The sequence below is a fragment of the Streptomyces sp. URMC 124 genome, assembly GCF_051386455.1.
In the GTDB taxonomy this organism is placed as follows: domain Bacteria; phylum Actinomycetota; class Actinomycetes; order Streptomycetales; family Streptomycetaceae; genus Streptomyces.
The window spans coordinates 1-14,206 of record NZ_JBPQTS010000176.1; the positions used below are offsets into that span (position 1 = coordinate 1).

The window sequence follows — 14,206 nt, forward strand, 5'->3', positions numbered from 1 at the left end:
TGTGTATAAGAGACAGGACGGGGAGGCCGGGGAGGGGTTCAGCCCTTCGTCTGCCGCGGGGTCCTCTTGGCCGGCCGGACGGTCGCCTTCTTGGCCGCCCCCTCCTTGGCCGCGCGCTTCATCTCCTGCTTGTGCTCGCGCACCTTGGCCAGCGACTCGGGCCCGGTGATGTCCGCGACCGAGCGGTAGGACCCCTCCTCGCCGTAGGCGCCGGCCGCCTCGCGCCAGCCCTCCGGCGCGACCCCGAGCTGCTTGCCCAGCAGCGCGAGGAAGATGCGGGCCTTCTGCTCGCCGAAGCCGGGCAGTTCCTTGAGCCGCCGGAAGAGCTCCTCGCCGCTCTCGACGCCCTCCCACACGGCGCTCGCCTCCCCGCCGTAGTGATCGACCAGGTACTGGCACAGCTGCTGCACGCGCTTGGCCATCGCTCCCGGGTAGCGGTGCACCGCCGGCTTCTCCGACAGCAGCGCCGCGAACGCCTCGGGGTCGTAGGCCGCGATCTCGTACGCGTCGAGGTCGTCGCGCCCCATCCGCACGGTGATGGCGTACGGGCCGGCGAACGCCCACTCCATGGGGATCTGCTGGTCCAGCAGCATGCCCGTCAGCGCGGCGAGCGGGCTGCGGCCGAGCAGGGCGTCGGCCTCGGGCTGCTGGGCGAGGTGAAGGGTCTTGTCCATGCGTCGATGATCGCCCCGGACGGCCCGCGCGGGAGGGAGCCGGGAGCCCGGGGTGTCACCCCATCCCCTCCCGTTCGCCTCCCGCCGGGCGAACGGGTGAACGAGGGAGAGGCGGTCTTGCGGGCGGTGCGCCGCGGCGGCTGTCATGGACGGACTGCGCCGGACCCACCGGGTGCCCGAGCGGTGCGTCCGAGCGGTGCGTCCGAACGAAGGGGTCCGGCATGGCGCGAGTGCGGGTGCGCGGCGCGGAGCTCTTCCACGAGATCGCGGGCGAGGGCGAGCCGCTGGTGCTCGTCCACGGCGGGCTGACCGACCACTACACCTGGCGGGCGGTGGTCCCGGCCCTCGCGGAGTCCTTCCGCGTCCTGGTGTACGACCGGCGCGGGCACAGCGCCAGTACGCGCGGCGCGGGCGGCCGCGTCACCCGCAGGGAGCACGAGGACGACCTCGCCGCGCTGCTGCAGACGCTCCGCCTCGCCCCGGCCCACGTCGTCGGCAACTCCTACGGCGCCTCGACCGCCCTGGGCCTGGCCGTGCGCCGCCCCGACCTCCTGCGCTCCCTCATCGTCCACGAGCCCCCGCTGCTGGGCGTCGTCCGCGGCGACGACCCCGTCCACGTGCTGGTGCGGGCCGCGCAGGAGGGCATCGACGCGGCCGTGGCGCTGATCCTCGCGGGCGAGGAGGGCGAGGGGGTGCGCCGCTTCACGGAAGAGGTCGCCCTCGGCCCGGGCTCCTGGGAGGCCCTGCCCGACCGGGTGCGGGCGACCCTCGTCGCCAACGGCCGCGCGTTCGCGGCCGAGCAGTCCGACCCCGGCTGGGCGAGCCTCGACCTCACGCGCCTGGCCGCCTGGACCGGGCCCGCCCTGCTGACGTACGGGACGGAGAGCCTGCCGTGGCTGCCGCCGGTCACGGTGGAGCTCTCGCGCACGATGCGGCGGGCGAAGCTCAGGGGACTGGAAGGCGCAGGCCACATTCCGCATGTGTCGCACCCCGAAGTGTTCGCGGCGATGGTGCGGAGATTCCTCGAGGCGGCCTGACGCGGCGTGACCGCCGCCCGGGCGCGCGCCCCGGTACCCGGGCGTCCGCGCGCCGCGCGCCCCTCCGCCCGCTCCGGGGCGCCGCTCCAGCGCGTCAGCACCCTCTGTGCGGGAGCGGCAGGAGTGCCCGACCGTGGAGTGGGACGGACACAGTGCCCTGCGGAAAGAGGGGGACCGCGATGGAGAGCACGCACGCGTCGGACCTGCCCGTGCCGGACGAACCGCCCGCGACCAAACGCCCCTACGTGGAGCCGCGGATCGACGAGCTCGGCACGGTCGAGCAGCTGACCGCCCACGGCGGGCTCCACCGCCCCTCCGGCGCACCGGACCGCCGCGCCTTCCTCTGACCGCGAAGCCGTTCCCCTCAAGGTCGGAGCCGTTCCCTCATGGTCGGAAGGGAAGTCATGGAGCCCGTGCCTGTTCCCGTCGGCGACTACCTGGGCTGCTACGGGCGCGTCCCGTTCGGCGGCGGCCCCTCCCGCATCTCGTACGTGACCGCACCCTTCGGGCAGCGCCCGGCCTGGTCCGACCCCGGACGCCACCTCGTCCAGTGGGCGGCGCCGAAGACGCCCCGGGTCCCCTTCCCCTCCGAACGGGAGAGACTCCTGCTGACCGGCGTCGTCCGCGGCCCGGTCACGCCCGCGTGGGTCGGGCGGCTCGTCCACGCCCTCAAGGAGGGCCGCCACGCGGAACTGGCCCGTCTGCCCGGCGAGCTGGCCGGTGCGCTCGTCACCGACCACCGGGTGTTCCTCTTCCGCAGCGCCGCCGGCGAGGAGGGCCTGCACTACCGGTGCTCCGGGGACCTGCTGCGCTTCTCCACCGACCCGACCGACCTGCTCGACGGCCCCGGGGAGTTCGACCCGCAGGCCGTGCGGCGCTCCTGCCGCGGCGAGGCGGTCTTCGTCTACCCCGGCGTCACCCCGGTCCCGCCGGGCCGGATCGTCACCGTCGAACGCGGGTCGGTGACCACGGCCGTCTACGACCCGGTGACGCCGCTGGAGCTGCCCGCGCGCACCACGATGGCGGAGTACGCGGAGACCGCCTGGGAGCTGCTGGTGGAGTCCGTACGGCCGTACGCCGGCCACGGCCGGACCGGCATCCTGCTCAGCGGCGGCCTGGACTCCGCGGCCGTGCTGGCGGCCCTGGTCGCGGCCGGCGCCGACGTGGTCGCCTACCACCGGGCCACCCGGGACCCCCTGGCGGACGAGTCCGGGTACGCCCGGGCGATCTGCGACCACCTGGGCGTGCCGTTCGTGCCGGTCGTGACGGACCACGGCACCGGATACCTCGACGAGCGGTGGGAGTTCCCCCACCCGTACAACCACCCGGCCTACCGGTGGCTGGAGCAGACCGCCGAGCGCGTCGCCCGGGACGGGATCACCTTCCTCGCCTGGGGCCGCGAGGGCGACAGGATCTTCGGCCCGGCGCGCTACGGCCTGCACGGCGTGCTCACCGGCGACCTGCCGGCGCGGGAGAAGGCCGTCCTGTGCCGGGGGCTGCTCACCTCGCGCTGGGAGCTCCCCCGCATCCTGCGCAGCGCCGCGCCCGGCTCCCCGCTCCTCGACGACGGCACGCCCGGGCGCGGGGGCGGGCGGGCCGCGGACTTCCTCACCCCGGTCACCGCCGACCGGGACGGCGCTCCCGCCGCCGCGGGCGCCCCGCCCGAGCACCCCGGTTACGCCCCGCAGGAACACTGCGCGAACCTCACCCTCTGGCGGCCCCGCGGCATCCAGCTGTGCAACCCCCTGGGCAGCAAGGGCCTGCGGCGGCTCTCCGCCCGCATGCCGGACGCCTACCGGCTCCTGCCGCACCAGGGACGGCTCATCACCAAGCCCGTGCTCCGGCTGATGCTCTCCAGCCGGTTCCCGGCAGCCGTCTGGCGGCGGCACGGGCGGCTGTGGCCCGGCTCCCCGCACAAGGAGTACGTCCTCGGCCACCGCCACGTCCTCGCCTCCCTCATCGGCGGGCCGCAGGCGCACCTCGTCGCCCTGGGCATCGTCGACCCCGCCCGGCTCGGGGACGTCCTGGCCGAGCCGGCGCGGCTGCGCCTCAACGCGGACACCCTGCTCAGCACCGCCATGACCGAGCTGTTCCTGCGCAGCGACGCGCGGCGCACGCCCGCGACCCGGAGGGGGTTCACCCGATGCCTCTGATCGGCCTGGCCGAGCACGCCGTCTTCGACGACACCGACGACGCCGGCCTCATCCTCGACACCCGCCGGGGTGTCTGCCTGTCCCTCAACTCCACGGCCACCTACATGCTGCGCACCGCGCTGGCCTGCGACTCCGTGTCCGCGGCCGTCGCCCGGCTGCGCGAGGACTTCGACGCGGACGACGCCACGCTGGCCGCCGGGCTGGCCGGACTCGCCGACCGGCTGGGCGAGCGGTCCCTGCTGCTCGGCGACGGCGGACGCCCGCCGCGCGGCCGGCGCCCGCGCATCCGCCGGCGGAGGGCGGAGCGGTGAGCGCGGACTGGGAGTTCTTCCTGGACGGCCCCCGGGAGGGCCCGCCGCCCCCGGCCGTACCGCTGCGCCTGCGGGCCGTCGCCCTGGCCCGTACGGCCCGGGCGCTGTGGCTGTACCGGCGGCGCGGCTGGCGCGGCGCGTACCCGTACCTGTGCCGGACCCGGCCCGCCCGCGGCGCGGCGGCGCTGTCCGGCCTGTCGCCGGGCACCGCGGTGCGGCTGGCCCGCCGGGAGATCCTCGGCGCCCAGCTGGTGCTCCGGACGATGCTGCCCAACGGGCCCTGCCTGCCGCGGTCGTTGGCCCTGACCACCTATCTGTGCGCGCTCGGGCTGCCCGCGCGCATGACGGTGGCCCGCGGGCGCGCCACGCCCTCCCCGGCGCAGGCGTTCCACTCGTGGGCGGAGCTCCACGGCACGGTCCTGACCGACAACCCGGACGTACGACTGGGGTACACGGTGCTGCAGCGGGTGCCGTGAGGGGTGCGGTGAAAGAGTGTCGGGAGAGGCCGGGCAGAAGGCCGACGGCAGACGACCGACGGCAGACAACCGACGACCGACGACAGGAGCACACCGCCATGACCGCCGAGACCGGCACGATACGGACCCTCGCCCGCACGGCGTCCGGCAAGGCCGTGGACGTCTACGCGCCGCCCCGCGCCGGGAGCGCCCCCGCCGTCCTCCTCTGGCACGGCATGGGGCCGGACGAGCGGGAGATCGTGCGGCCGGTCGCACAGGCGGCGGCAGCGCAGGGGCTCGTGGTCCTCGCCGCGGACTGGCGCTCCGACGCCCCCGACCGCGGCGCGGCGCACCTGCTGGACTCCCTGGCGTTCGTACGGGAGCGCGCGGCGGAGTTCGGCGGCGACCCCGCCCGGATCGTCGTCGCGGGGTGGTCGGCCGGGGCGGGGGCGGCGGTGGCCACCGCGCTGCGGCCGGACCTCTTCGGCGGATGGCGGCCGGCCGGCGTCGTGGGCCTGGCCGGCCGGTACGACGTGCCCGCCCGCACCACCGGCTCGGTGCCCCTGGAGGACCTCGCGGACCTCGCGGACCGGGCGGGCCTTCCGGGCGCGGCCGCCCCGGTGCCGGTGCGGCTCGTGCACGGCACGGAGGACGACCAGGTCGGCGTCCGCTTCTCCCGGGAGTTCGCGGCGGCGCTGCAGGGGCACGGGTGGCCGGTGCGGCAGGCGGAGCCGCGGACGGACCACGCCGGGGTCCTCGGAAGCGAGTTCGACCCGGTGCTCGGCCGCCTCCGCCCGAGCACGGCCGAACACGCCCTGGAGGGCGGCCGCGCAGCGGCCCGGGCCCTGGCGGAGGCAGCGGGGATCACGGGCTGACGGGCCGCCGCTCCGGCGGGCCGGCGGCACCGCTCGGACGGCGCCGTCCACACGGCGCCGCTCGGACGGCGCCGCTCAGGCGACGCTTCCGTCCTGTGGTCCCGCCGCCTCCTCCGCCCGTACGGACGGAAACGCGTCCACGATGGTGAAAGCGCTCTCCACCCCGGCCACCCGCATCACCCGGGACACCCGCGCCACACCCCGCACCACCCGCAGCCGGCCGCCGCGGCAGAGCATGCGGTGCCGGGCTCTGAGCAGCAGCCGGAGCCCGCTCGCGTCCAGGAAGGTCACCCGGCGGAGGTCGATCACGATGTCGGCGCGACCCCGTTCGGTCAGCGCGTCCATGCGGGGCCCGAGCTCCTGTTCCGCCAAGATGTCCATCTCACCGTGCAGTTCAATGATGATCGCGCCGCACGCCACGCGCTCCCGCATGGCGAAGGCGGGCTCGTCCGCGCCCATGTCGCCCCTCACCGACCTCCCTCGGCCCCTCACCTCCGGCACCGGTCATCCGCCGGTTGCCGGATACCTTTCTGGTGCCCCCGCAGTACGTGAATCTCACCTTTGTCGCAAAGCTGTGATCGCGCCTCCGGATTCGCCCGCGCCGGAGCGCGCGCGGGCGCGCAACGCACGAGGCCCCGGCCCCGGACCCGGGCGCGAGACGGGTCCGGTGCCGGGGCTCCGGAAAAGCAGGTCGGGGGAAGCGGTATCGGGGGGACAACCGCTTCCCCCGTCGGGGTCACGGCCTCCAAGTCCGGGCCGCGGTCGGGGGGAAGCTCGCGGCCCTGACCCCGCAGTGAGGCCATGTCCCTCGCCCTCCGGATTCCTGCCAGATCCGGTACGGGCTCCCCCTATCCTCCGCCCCGGCGCGGGGGCGTCCGTACGGCGAAGGGCCCGGCTTGGCGGGCCTTTGGTCCTTAAAGGTGGTGTGAGGTCGCGCGCGGGGCGCCGCGCCCGCCGCGCCCCGTCCAGCATTTCGACCATACGTACGGTTAGAATCCGCCTGCACCGCGGGGATCAACAGGGGAGACCGCGGGGACCACAGGGGAGGGAGTGCAGCGTGGAGAAGGCCAAGAAGATCACGCTCTGGGCGCTCGCCGTTTTCGTGTCGTACACGATCATCCACTCCCCCAAGCGGTCGGCGGAGCTGGTCCAGATAGGGTTCGAGGGCATCTCGGACGCCGCCAAGAGCGTCGGCGAGTTTATGACCCAACTGATCAGCTGACCGGCCGGGAGGCAGCAGCCGTGATTCGTCACCTCGTCCTGTTCAAGCTCAACGAGGGCGTCGAGCGCGACGACCCCCGCGTCGTCGCCGGCGTACAGGCATTCGAGGAGCTCGGGAAGCTCGTGCCGGAGCTGCGCTTCTGGGAGTGCGCCTGGAACATCTCGGACCGGCCGATCGCGTACGACTTCGCCATCAACTCCGCCGTCGAGGACACCGAGGCGCTCCAGCGCTACCTGGACCACCCCGCGCACCAGGCGGGTGTGGCGCAGTGGCGTGAATTCGCCACTTGGGTGATCGCCGACTACCCCTTCTGAGCGCCCGCAGCGCACGGCCCCTCGCCACCTGGGCGAGGGGCCGTTTTTATGGTCAACACGATGTTATGGGGTTCTTGCACACAGTGCACATGTCTTGTGATGCTATGACCGCTTTTCCCGGATGAGTTGACCATGAAGGGTGGCAGAACCGTGTCGGCCCGAACCGTCCCCGAAGCCCCCCTCCAGGAAGCCCCTCCCCAGCGCGACCAGCCGCCGGCGGGTGCCGGCGCGCGCCCCCTCGGCGGCCCCGACGCCGATCCCGGCGGCCATGCGAGCCACGGCCAGGACGACCGCGGGCCGGAGAACCGCACGGCCACCCGCACGGCCGCCGGCGCGGCCACCACCGCGGCCACCACCGCGACCGGCACCCCGGACCGCGGTGCGGCCCCCGGCCCGGGCGGGACCGAGAACGCCGGAGCCGGCACCGACACCGATACCGACAGCGACACCGATGGCGAAACCGCCGGCGAAACCGAGGCCGACACCGACCACCCCAGGAGCCGCGGCGCCGACGCCAGGGCCCTCACCCAGGTGCTCTTCAAGGAATTCGTCACCCTGGACCCCGGCACGCCCGAGCACGCCCGCGTGCGGGCCGCGCTCATCGAGGCGAACCTGCCCCTCGTCCGCTACGCCGCCGCCCGCTTCCGCAGCCGCAACGAGCCCATGGAGGACGTGATCCAGGTCGGCACGATCGGCCTGATCAACGCCATCGACCGGTTCGACCCGGACCGCGGGGTGCAGTTCCCGACCTTCGCGATGCCGACCGTGGTCGGCGAGATCAAGCGCTACTTCCGCGACAACGTGCGCACCGTGCACGTCCCGCGCCGGCTGCACGAGCTGTGGGTGCAGGTCAACGGCGCCAGCGAGGACCTCACCGTGCTGCACGGCCGCACGCCCACCACCGCCGAGATCGCCGAACGGCTGCGGATCCCCGAGGACGAGGTGCTGGCCTGCATCGAGGCCGGGCGCTCGTACCACGCCACTTCGCTGGAGGCCGCCCAGGAGGGCGACGGGCTGCCCGGCCTGCTGGACCGGCTGGGCTACGAGGACCCGGCACTCGCCGGGGTCGAACACCGTGACCTCGTGCGCCACCTGCTCGTGCAGCTGCCGGAGCGCGAGCAGCGCATTCTGCTGCTCCGCTATTACAGCAATCTGACGCAGTCCCAGATCAGCGCGGAGCTGGGCGTCTCGCAGATGCACGTATCCCGGCTGCTCTCCCGGAGCTTCGCGCGGCTGCGTTCCGCAAATCGAATCGAAGCCTAACTCTCACGGGTGACCCCCTCCCCATACGAGGCAGCAGATATGTCGACTTGACGCTACAGCGTGTTGCCGACATGTGACATTCTGCAGGAACTGCGTTTGCCACAGCGCGGCCTCCGGTATTCAGGTGGGGGCCGAACCCCTCGTGCGAGGGGCACCGCTGTGACCCGTCCGCGACCTCAAGGGGGTGGCATGTCCGTAGACCTGGGCAGCGCGAAGGTGCTCGCCACCGACGCACCGCACGCCGTGCTCGACGACTGCGAATCCATCGACACCCGCACCCTCTCCCGTTCCCTCTTCTTGCGCCTGGCCGCCCTCGACCGGGACAGCGCGGAGCGCGCCTACGTCCGCGACACCCTGATCGAGCTCAACCTCCCCCTCGTGCGCTACGCGGCCGCCCGCTTCCGCAGCCGCAACGAGCCCATGGAGGACATCGTCCAGGTCGGCACGATCGGCCTGATCAAGGCGATCGACCGGTTCGACTGCGAACGGGGCGTGGAGTTCCCCACCTTCGCGATGCCGACGGTCGTGGGCGAGATCAAGCGGTTCTTCCGGGACACGAGTTGGTCGGTGCGCGTGCCGCGCCGGCTGCAGGAGCTGCGCCTCGCCCTCACCAAGGCCAGCGACGAGCTCGCACAGAAGCTCGACCGCTCGCCCACCGTGCCCGAACTGGCCCTGTGCCTGGGCGTCTCGGAGGACGACGTCGTCGACGGCCTGGCCGTCGGCAATGCCTACACCGCCAGCTCCCTCGACTCGCCCTCGCCGGAGGACGACGGCGGAGAAGGCTCACTCGCGGACCGGCTCGGCTACGAGGACAGCGCGCTGGAGGGCGTCGAATACCGCGAGTCCCTCAAGCCCCTCCTGGCCAAACTGCCCCCCAGGGAACGGCAGATCATCATGCTGCGCTTCTTCGCCAATATGACGCAGTCGCAGATCGGCGAGGAGGTCGGCATCTCGCAGATGCACGTCTCCCGGCTCCTGACCCGGACGCTGTCGCAGCTCCGCGAGGGCCTCATCGCGGACTAGGCGCACCACCACAGGGGATCTCGCAAAGGACATCACGGGATCTCACGGGGGACCATCCACCACACGGCGAAACGCACGGGGGATCGCCGGACCGCACCACCAGGCACTGCCCGCACCACCACGCACCGCCTGCACTGCCCGCACTGCCCGCACTGCCCGAGTCTGTACTCCTGACTGACCGTCAGCCACACTGGGCCGATGCGCCGGAAGACGATCGTCTCCGCATCCGCCTCAGCCGCGGCGGCCGCACTCGCCCTGGGAATCGTTCTCGCAGGTTGCGGCGGCACTGACCGCGACGCCTACGTCGCCTCCGAGGCGGCAGGCCCCGGCTCGTCCTCCCACCCGGTGGGCGGAGCCGTTCCGCCCGACAAGGGCGTCGAGTTCCACCCTTTGCCCGCAGCGCCTTCCTCCGGCCACCCTTCGGGCCGCGCGCCGGGCTCCCCGGCCGAGGGTTCTTCCTCCCCACCGCCGGCTTCGCCCTCACCGCCATCGCCGCAGTCGCCGCAGCCGCCGCCGACGTCAGCGTCGGTGTCGGCATCGCAGCCCGGCAGGAGCAGCGGGTCGCAGGGCGCAGGGCGCGGCGCGGATCCTCGTACGGGCGCCGGAAGCTCCTCGCGCACGGCGGGCCCCGCATCCCCTGCGAAACCGCCGCCGTCGCCACGACCGTCACCCCGCCCGCCGTCCTCACCGGCCGGTCAGCAACCCTCGCAGACGCCCGAACCGGCCCGGCTCACCGTCGGCGAGCCGCAGCGGTCGGCGGACGAGGAAGGACGGCGCTGGTGCGAGAAGGTCACCGTGCCGCTCGCCAACTCCGGTGGCAGTCCCGTCACCACGGGCACCGTCACCTTCGGCAGCCACGTGATCGACCTGCTCGGTCTGGACTGGGGCACGATCACCTCGTCCCGGCCGCTCCCGGTGCCGATCGAGGCGGGCGCGGCCCTCTACGGGTCCTGGACGGTGTGCGTCGACGCCTGGCGCGTGCCGTGGGGCATGCACGTCGAGACGCGCGACGTGAAAGTGGAGGGGAGTTAGCCCCGGCCCGGGCCGGGGCCCGGGCGCGCGTCCGGGCTCAGCCGAGCGCGAGCCAGACCACGGCCGCGACGACCGCGATGCCCGCGATCACGCCGGCGATCAGGCCGACGCGGGGGCCGGAGGACCGGGCGGGGGCGGGGGCCGCCGCACGCCGGCCCGCCGGGCCGCCCTGGCCCTCGTCGACGAAGGCGCGGAACATCTGGGTGCTGCCCGCGGGGTCGTAGCTCTCGGGGTTCTGCTGATGGGGGTTGGCCATAGGCCAGGACCCTAGCGAAGGAGGGGCGGAGGGCGCGCAGCGCCCCGCGCTCCTGAGGCACTCCGTCCATTTCGCGCCCGACCTGCGGCTTTACACCCCTCTGGGAATCCTTGGCCCTACCTTTACCCAGGGAAACCCCATTTCACTTGCCTGCAGCAACCAACTCCTGGTTACATCGTTGCCCTAAGCAACTGAAGTGGGGAGGGCGGCACGTGGCCGAGCAGGAGCAGTACGAAGAGCTCGCCCGGCAACTGAGTGCCGTCGCCGCCGTCCGGCGCGACCTCGCCCGCGTACTCCCGGCGGACTGCTCGCCGGCCGCGGCCGTCGTGCTGACGATGCTGCGGCAGTACGGCGAGATGCGCATGGGCAAGCTGGCCGAACTGCTGCTGATCGACATGTCGGTGACCAGCCGGCACGTCGCGTACGCGGAGGCCCGGGGCTGGCTGAGCCGGCACCCGGACCCCGAGGACCGGCGCTCCCGGCTGCTGCGCATCAGCCCCGACGGCGAGGCGCTGCTCCGGCAGGTCTCCGGGCGCTACACCGAGGCGCTCGCGACCTGCCTGCGGGACTGGTCCTCGGAGGACGTCGGACAGCTGATCGAACTGCTCGGGCGGTTCCGCAACAGCTTCGACGGCTGCCGGACCACGACCCGCACCCCGTAGACGCACATCACACGCCACATCCGCATCCGCATCCGCATCCGCATTCGCACTGCAAAGGAACTTCATGGCTTCGACCACACCGGCCGGTGTGGGGGGCGGCCACGCCAAGCACGGCGGCCAGGACGCCGGCGCCCCCATGACTCACCGGCAGATCATGGAGGCGCTGTCCGGGCTGCTGCTCGGCATGTTCGTCGCCATCCTGTCCTCGACGATCGTCTCCAACGCGCTGCCCGAGATCATCTCCGATCTGCACGGCAGCCAGTCCTCCTACACCTGGGTCGTCACGGCCTCGCTCCTGGCGATGACCGCGTCCACCCCGCTGTGGGGCAAGCTCTCCGACCTGTTCAGCAAGAAGCTGCTGGTCCAGATAGCCCTGATCGTCTACGTCGCGGGCTCGGTCGTGGCCGGCCTCTCGCAGAACACCGGCACGCTGATCGCCTGCCGGGCCGTGCAGGGCATCGGCGTCGGCGGTCTGTCCGCCCTGGCCCAGATCATCATGGCCGCGATGATCTCCCCGCGCGAGCGCGGCCGTTACAGCGGCTACCTCGGAGCGACCTTCGCCGTCGCGACGGTCGGCGGCCCGCTGCTCGGCGGCGTCATCACCGACACCGACTGGCTCGGCTGGCGCTGGTGCTTCTACGTCGGCGTGCCGTTCGCCGTGATCGCGCTCATCGTGCTGCAGAAGACGCTGAAGCTGCCCGTGGTGAAGCGGGACGTGAAGGTCGACTGGCTGGGCGCGTTCTTCATCAGCGCCTCGGTGACGCTGCTGCTGGTGTGGGTGACGCTGGCCGGCAAGAACTACGACTGGATCTCGTGGCAGACCTACGCCATGGTCGGCGGCTCGATCGCGCTCGGTGCGATCTTCGTCTACGTCGAGTCCAAGGCGTCCGAACCGATCATTCCGCTGCGGCTGTTCCGCAACAAGACGATCACTCTCTCGTCGGCGGCGAGCCTCTTCGTCGGTGTCGCGATGTTCAGCGGCACGGTCTTCTTCTCGCAGTACTTCCAGCTGGCGCGCGGCAAGTCGCCGACGATGTCCGGCGTGATGACGATCCCGATGATCGGCGGCCTGTTCCTGTCGTCGACGATCTCCGGGCAGATCATCACCAAGACGGGCCGCTGGAAGGCCTGGCTGGTCAGCGGTGGCGTGCTGCTCACCGCGGGCCTCGGGATGCTCGGCACGATGCGCTACGACACCCCGTACTGGCACCTGGCCGTCTACATGGCCCTCATCGGCCTCGGCATGGGCATGATGATGCAGAACCTGGTGCTCTGCACGCAGAACCAGGTCGCCCCGAAGGACCTCGGCGCCGCCAGCTCCGTCGTCACCTTCTTCCGCTCCCTCGGCGGCGCGGTGGGCGTCTCGGCGCTCGGCGCGGTGCTCGGACACCGGGTCACGGACTACGTCAAGGACGGCATCGCCGCGCTCGGCCCGCAGGCCGCGGCCGCCGCGGCCAAGAGCGGCGGCTCCGGCGGCGGCATCCCCAAGCTCGACGCGATGCCCGCACCCCTGCGGACGGTCGTGGAGAGCGCCTACGGGCACGGGGTGGGCGACGTGTTCCTCTACGCCGCGCCGTGCGCGCTGCTGGCCTTCGTCCTGACCCTGTTCATCAAGGAGGTCGCCCTGCAGGGACGGCCCGAGGCGCCGGCGGCCACCGCCTCCGCCTCCGCGGAACAGGACGCGGAACCCGCCCGGCAGGGCGGCTGACAGACCCCGTCGGCCGGGGCGCGGAATCGAGCGGAGACGCGCCCCCGGCGGACGGAAACCGGGACCGGAACGGCATGAGGGTCCCGGCGACGGGCCCCGGGTGGTGGCGCGCGCACAGGCAGGGGACGGCCTGCGCGCCACCGGCCGGGGCCTTCGTCGTGCGCGGGAGCTTCAGGAGCGCCGGTCGCGCATGACCTCGATGCCGGCGATGACCGTGTCGAGGGCGTACTCGAAGTCGCGGTGCCGCATGTCGGCCACGGAGCCCGCCTTCCCCCAGTTCTCGGTCATCTCGGCGGCCTCCTGGTAGGTCTCGATCCAGTCGGGAGACGCGGAGACCACGTTCATGACGTTCCGGAAGTACTCGTCCTCGGTGACGCCGGCGGCCCGGCAGCGCTCCTTGTACAGCCCCTCGATCGTGCAGAAGCCGTAGACGAACTGGAAGAGGGCGGCTAGCGCGCCGCTGATGTGCTCCTGAGGGATGCCGCAGCGGCCCATCACGGCGATCGTGGAGTTCGAGAACGCCATGGAGCGCGGGCCGAGATTGAGGTACCGGCCCATGAGGCGGGAGGCCCACGGGTGGCCGGCGAGGCACTGGCGGTAGGCCTCGGCCAGGCCGCGGAGCTGATCGCGCCAGTCGCCGCTCTCGTCGGAAACGTCCGGGAGGGCCACGTCGGCCCAGATCTCGTCGAGGGCGTACTCGAGGAGGTCGTCCTTGTTGTCGACGTACCAGTAGACCGACATGGCGGTCACGCCCAGCTCGGCGGCGAGGCGGCGCATGGAGAACTTCTCCAGGCCCTCGGTGTCGAGCAGGCGGATCGTGGCACGGACGATGCGCTGCCGGTCGAGACCCGCGCCCTGGTCGTCCCCGCGCCGCGGGGCGGGGTCGGGCTTCTTGGCCAGCCACACGCTGCTGCGCGGCTCGCTCGCCGCCGCCGCGCCCTTACCGCCGCCCGCCATCCTGTGCCTCTCTCTCATTCCCCATCCGCCCGAAATGCTAGGCCCTGCCCCAGACCCGCCAGGCGCCCTCACCCCCGCCGCAACGGCGAAGAACCCCCACCTGCCTACCCGGCGGTGCCAAGCCCGCCGCAGGCCGGCACGGCACCGCCGAACCCACCACTGTGGCTGTTCACCGCCGCGGTGGAAAACCAGGGGCCGAGCCCCGAACCACACCGACCCACCAAGCAGCAGGCGGCAGGCAGCCCCCGCCCTCACCCCCGCCGC

General features: G+C 73.0%; 16 protein-coding genes and 1 pseudogene. 13 read left to right on the plus strand and 4 right to left on the minus strand.

Annotated features, from left to right (window positions below):
* Positions 1–38 precede the first annotated feature (38 nt).
* Positions 39–674, minus strand: a complete 636-nt coding sequence (locus tag ACSNOG_RS28000; protein ID WP_436755489.1) for an HhH-GPD-type base excision DNA repair protein — start codon at positions 672–674, stop codon at positions 39–41.
* A gap of 221 nt (positions 675–895) precedes the next feature.
* Here ACSNOG_RS28000 and ACSNOG_RS28005 point away from each other — a divergent pair, with 221 nt between their 5' ends.
* The 6 genes from ACSNOG_RS28005 (at position 896) to ACSNOG_RS28030 (ending at position 5,505) form a co-directional block, all read left to right on the plus strand.
* On the plus strand, positions 896–1,711 hold the full coding sequence (locus ACSNOG_RS28005) for an alpha/beta fold hydrolase (protein ID WP_436755490.1): 816 nt from the start codon (positions 896–898) through the stop codon (positions 1,709–1,711).
* A 179-nt stretch (positions 1,712–1,890) separates the two neighbouring features.
* Positions 1,891–2,058 (plus strand): hypothetical protein, encoded by a 168-nt coding sequence (locus ACSNOG_RS28010; RefSeq protein ID WP_436755491.1) that lies wholly within the window; start codon positions 1,891–1,893, stop codon positions 2,056–2,058.
* A gap of 66 nt (positions 2,059–2,124) precedes the next feature.
* Positions 2,125–3,864 carry an asparagine synthase-related protein gene (locus tag ACSNOG_RS28015; protein WP_436755492.1) on the plus strand — a complete coding sequence of 580 codons (1,740 nt, stop codon included), beginning with the start codon at positions 2,125–2,127 and terminating at the stop codon, positions 3,862–3,864.
* A complete protein-coding gene (locus ACSNOG_RS28020; RefSeq protein ID WP_436755493.1) occupies positions 3,855–4,175 on the plus strand; it encodes a PqqD family protein in 321 nt (106 codons plus the stop codon). The genes ACSNOG_RS28015 and ACSNOG_RS28020 overlap by 10 nt, the downstream gene beginning before the upstream one ends.
* Positions 4,172–4,651: a lasso peptide biosynthesis protein gene (locus tag ACSNOG_RS28025; RefSeq protein ID WP_436755494.1), complete on the plus strand. Its 480-nt coding sequence runs from the start codon at positions 4,172–4,174 to the stop codon at positions 4,649–4,651. The genes ACSNOG_RS28020 and ACSNOG_RS28025 overlap by 4 nt, the downstream gene beginning before the upstream one ends.
* A 98-nt stretch (positions 4,652–4,749) precedes the next feature.
* Positions 4,750–5,505, plus strand: a complete 756-nt coding sequence (locus ACSNOG_RS28030) for an alpha/beta hydrolase family protein (RefSeq protein ID WP_436755495.1) — start codon at positions 4,750–4,752, stop codon at positions 5,503–5,505.
* A gap of 75 nt (positions 5,506–5,580) precedes the next feature.
* Here ACSNOG_RS28030 and ACSNOG_RS28035 read toward each other — a convergent pair whose 3' ends face one another.
* Complete coding sequence (locus tag ACSNOG_RS28035; RefSeq protein ID WP_436755496.1) at positions 5,581–5,976, minus strand: STAS domain-containing protein; 396 nt, start codon at positions 5,974–5,976, stop codon at positions 5,581–5,583.
* A gap of 586 nt (positions 5,977–6,562) precedes the next feature.
* Between ACSNOG_RS28035 and ACSNOG_RS28040 the strand changes: the two genes are divergently transcribed.
* The 5 genes from ACSNOG_RS28040 (at position 6,563) to ACSNOG_RS28060 (ending at position 10,359) form a co-directional block, all read left to right on the plus strand.
* Positions 6,563–6,727 (plus strand): hypothetical protein, encoded by a 165-nt coding sequence (locus ACSNOG_RS28040; RefSeq protein ID WP_436755497.1) that lies wholly within the window; start codon positions 6,563–6,565, stop codon positions 6,725–6,727.
* Positions 6,728–6,747: 20 nt separating this feature from the next.
* Positions 6,748–7,041, plus strand: coding sequence for a Dabb family protein (locus tag ACSNOG_RS28045; RefSeq protein WP_436755498.1), 294 nt, complete (start codon positions 6,748–6,750; stop codon positions 7,039–7,041).
* 150 nt (positions 7,042–7,191) lie between these two features.
* A complete protein-coding gene (locus tag ACSNOG_RS28050) occupies positions 7,192–8,304 on the plus strand; it encodes an RNA polymerase sigma factor SigF (RefSeq protein WP_436755499.1) in 1,113 nt (370 codons plus the stop codon).
* A gap of 189 nt (positions 8,305–8,493) precedes the next feature.
* Entirely contained in the window at positions 8,494–9,327 is an 834-nt protein-coding gene (locus ACSNOG_RS28055; RefSeq protein ID WP_058045431.1) for an RNA polymerase sigma factor SigF, read from the plus strand.
* Between the two features lie 795 nt (positions 9,328–10,122).
* Positions 10,123–10,359, plus strand: a complete 237-nt coding sequence (locus tag ACSNOG_RS28060) for a hypothetical protein (protein WP_436755500.1) — start codon at positions 10,123–10,125, stop codon at positions 10,357–10,359.
* Between the two features lie 37 nt (positions 10,360–10,396).
* Here the strand turns inward: ACSNOG_RS28060 and ACSNOG_RS28065 are convergent, their stop codons facing one another.
* Positions 10,397–10,615: a hypothetical protein gene (locus tag ACSNOG_RS28065; RefSeq protein ID WP_436755501.1), complete on the minus strand. Its 219-nt coding sequence runs from the start codon at positions 10,613–10,615 to the stop codon at positions 10,397–10,399.
* Between the two features lie 212 nt (positions 10,616–10,827).
* Here ACSNOG_RS28065 and ACSNOG_RS28070 point away from each other — a divergent pair, with 212 nt between their 5' ends.
* Together ACSNOG_RS28070 and ACSNOG_RS28075 are read left to right on the plus strand one after the other, a co-directional pair.
* Positions 10,828–11,277, plus strand: coding sequence for a MarR family winged helix-turn-helix transcriptional regulator (locus ACSNOG_RS28070; protein WP_436755502.1), 450 nt, complete (start codon positions 10,828–10,830; stop codon positions 11,275–11,277).
* Between the two features lie 64 nt (positions 11,278–11,341).
* Positions 11,342–12,961 (plus strand): annotated as a pseudogene (locus ACSNOG_RS28075) (MDR family MFS transporter); the annotation flags it as partial.
* Between the two features lie 195 nt (positions 12,962–13,156).
* On the opposite strand, the gene ACSNOG_RS28080 reads toward ACSNOG_RS28075, so the two are convergent.
* Complete coding sequence (locus ACSNOG_RS28080; RefSeq protein WP_436755503.1) at positions 13,157–13,960, minus strand: TetR/AcrR family transcriptional regulator; 804 nt, start codon at positions 13,958–13,960, stop codon at positions 13,157–13,159.
* Positions 13,961–14,206 lie beyond the last annotated feature (246 nt).

Coding starts and splice junctions, on each gene's coding strand:
- ACSNOG_RS28010 (WP_436755491.1), top strand. CDS start 1,891: ATGGAGAGCACGCACGCGTCGGACCTGCCCGTGCCGGACGAACCGCCC.
- ACSNOG_RS28005 (WP_436755490.1), top strand. CDS start 896: ATGGCGCGAGTGCGGGTGCGCGGCGCGGAGCTCTTCCACGAGATCGCG.
- ACSNOG_RS28055 (WP_058045431.1), top strand. CDS start 8,494: ATGTCCGTAGACCTGGGCAGCGCGAAGGTGCTCGCCACCGACGCACCG.
- ACSNOG_RS28080 (WP_436755503.1), bottom strand. CDS start 13,960: ATGAGAGAGAGGCACAGGATGGCGGGCGGCGGTAAGGGCGCGGCGGCG.
- ACSNOG_RS28030 (WP_436755495.1), top strand. CDS start 4,750: ATGACCGCCGAGACCGGCACGATACGGACCCTCGCCCGCACGGCGTCC.
- ACSNOG_RS28065 (WP_436755501.1), bottom strand. CDS start 10,615: ATGGCCAACCCCCATCAGCAGAACCCCGAGAGCTACGACCCCGCGGGC.
- ACSNOG_RS28020 (WP_436755493.1), top strand. CDS start 3,855: ATGCCTCTGATCGGCCTGGCCGAGCACGCCGTCTTCGACGACACCGAC.
- ACSNOG_RS28000 (WP_436755489.1), bottom strand. CDS start 674: ATGGACAAGACCCTTCACCTCGCCCAGCAGCCCGAGGCCGACGCCCTG.